General features: G+C 60.6%; 2 protein-coding genes. One reads left to right on the top strand and one right to left on the bottom strand.

From position 1 onward, the window contains the following. Positions 1 to 166, bottom strand: a 166-nt coding sequence (locus Q0349_RS01090) for an IS1 family transposase (protein WP_366916249.1), incomplete at its 3' end; no start/stop codon positions are given. Positions 167 to 685: 519 nt separating this feature from the next. Here Q0349_RS01090 and manA point away from each other — a divergent pair. Further along, positions 686 to 1,873: a mannose-6-phosphate isomerase, class I gene (gene manA / locus Q0349_RS01085; RefSeq protein WP_298078929.1), complete on the top strand. Its 1,188-nt coding sequence runs from the start codon at positions 686 to 688 to the stop codon at positions 1,871 to 1,873. The last annotated feature ends 454 nt before the right edge of the window (positions 1,874 to 2,327 follow it).

Raw genomic sequence — 2,327 nt, 5'->3', positions numbered from 1 at the left:
TGTCTGCACCGGAATGACAGCCCCGATAGTCAAGGTTATGGTCGCCAACAAACTGTCTGCCACAGGCTTTGCAGAGGTATTTTTGCTTATTTTTGCCGGATTTGCCGTTTCGCTTTATATTCTGCTCCCGGCAACGGGGACAGCAGACAGTAATTTGAACTTGCACAACTCAAATATACTGTGTCACCGTTGCTTTTTGTTTGCCCTTCGTTTATCAGCATACATTTTAGGACACCACCTGATAATGTTTCGCATCCGGTTTTTTGCCATTTTTCTGTGAAAACGGTGATGTTTTCCACAAATGCGTCCGCAATGGCCGTGATTGCACCCGCAAACAAAGGTGTCTGTAAATTCCCGTCAAGGCGGCGATTGCGCACCAATCAAGGCGGTAGTCGTAGGGTGGGGCTTGCCCCACCGAATAAAATGCGTCTGCCGCTTCATTGCACCATAGGGTGCGCCTTGGCGCACCGCTCCTGCGTTGTTCGCGGGCTTAGCTGCCCCGCCATCAATTACGACGCGGATCATCCATCCGTCGTTTCGCAGGGATGGTAGGGGCGGTTAGCGCAGCGTAACCGCCCGGCGGGAAGCATTCCCGCTGTTCCGCCCGCGAGATATGTCCGCCGCTTCACCGCACGGCACAAAAAGCGCTAGCATAGCGGCACATACACCACGAGCGGAGCAACCCATGATCTACCGACTGCACGGCACCATCCAGCCCTACGCCTGGGGCGGCCACGACTACATCCCGCAACTGCTGCGGCGCGAGCCCAGCAACCTGCCCGCCGCTGAACTGTGGTTCGGCGACCACCCGCAGGCACCGTCGCAAATCGAAGCCGACGACATCACCCTGCCCTTTAACGACTGGCTGCAAAAAAACCTCTCCCACGCCCTCACCCCCGCCTCGCGCACCCGCTACGGCGACCGCCTGCCGTATCTTCTGAAAATCCTCGACGTGCGCCTGCCGCTCTCCATCCAGGTACACCCGGACAAGGCGCAGGCGGAGGCGGGCTACGCGCGCGAAGAAGCGGCGGGCATCAACCGGGGTGCGGCGAACCGCAACTACCCCGACGACAACCACAAACCGGAAAGCATGATCGCGCTGGGCGACTTCTGGCTGCTGCATGGTTTCGCCCCGCTGGACGTCATAGAAGCGCGCCTTGCCGCCCGCCCCAGCCTCGCCACCATTGCCCACCTCATCCGCGCGCGCGGCCTGAAAGATGCCTACACCCACATCATGCAAATCCCGCGCAGCACCGTCACCACCTGGCTCAAGCCGCTGCTGGACGCGCCCGCGCCACGCGCGCCCTGCGACAACCCCGACTACTGGCTGCACGAAACCGTGCGCCTGATGCGCATCGACCCGCTGCACCCCGACCACGGCTTGCTCTCCTTCTACCTGATGAACATCGTCCATATGCAGGCGGGCGAAGGCATTTTCCAGCGCGCGCGCCTGCCGCACGCCTACCTGCGCGGGCAGAACATCGAACTGATGGCGGCGTCCAACAACGTGCTGCGCGCCGGGCTGACGCCAAAACACATTGACCTGCCGGAGCTGCTGCGCATCATCGACGCCGAACCGGTACAACCCGCCATCATCCCGCCGCCATCGCTCGACAGCCTCGACCCCTACACCTACCCGGCGCCGGTGGACGACTACACCCTCGCCACCGCGCGCCTGCCGCAGGGCGAAACCCTGCACCTGCAAAGCCGCGAGGCGACCATCGTGCTCAATCTGGACGGCAAACTGCGCCTGCGTGCCGACGAACAACAGCTGGAACTGCTGGGCGGCGAAGCGGCCTTCCTCACCCCGGCAACCGACTGCGAACTGACCACCCACGGCGAAGCCCGCTTTGTCATCGCCAGCAATCACTGAATTGCACACAAAACCAAACCCCACCGCGGCGGGGGATGTTACAAAGCGGGCAGTTCGGTCTGCGTGGCTGGTATCGAAGCCACGCGAGAGCGCGAATTGAACCCCCTACATCTACCGGCTTTTGCTCGCCATCCCGTCGCTCCCGACGAGGGAGCGCGAATTGAAACCAGATCTCGCTGGTATCCTGCCCATGTCCCCATACGTCGCTCCTCACGCGGGAGCGCGAATTGAAACACCGTCATTTGTAGCGCGATGCTGACCGCAGCCGTCGCTCCCCTCGCGGGAGCGCGAGTTGAAACGTCCTGTCCGTCGATGATGACACGGCCCTTGAGGTGGTGTCCTAAAATAGACTTCCTTCCAAACTATAACTTGCACGGCAACCCGACAAAATTAAAATTTCGGTGGTGTCCTAAAATGTATGCTGATAAACGGCGGGCAAACAAAAAGCAACGGA

This window comes from uncultured Cardiobacterium sp. (assembly GCF_938028185.1).
Lineage (GTDB): Bacteria > Pseudomonadota > Gammaproteobacteria > Cardiobacteriales > Cardiobacteriaceae > Cardiobacterium.
The sequence above is the reverse complement of the archived record's forward strand: the minus strand, read 5'-3'. Positions and strand labels throughout refer to the sequence as shown.

Excerpts from the sequence above, each read along its gene's own strand:
- manA (WP_298078929.1), top strand. The coding sequence starts at position 686 with ATGATCTACCGACTGCACGGCACCATCCAGCCCTACGCCTGGGGCGGC.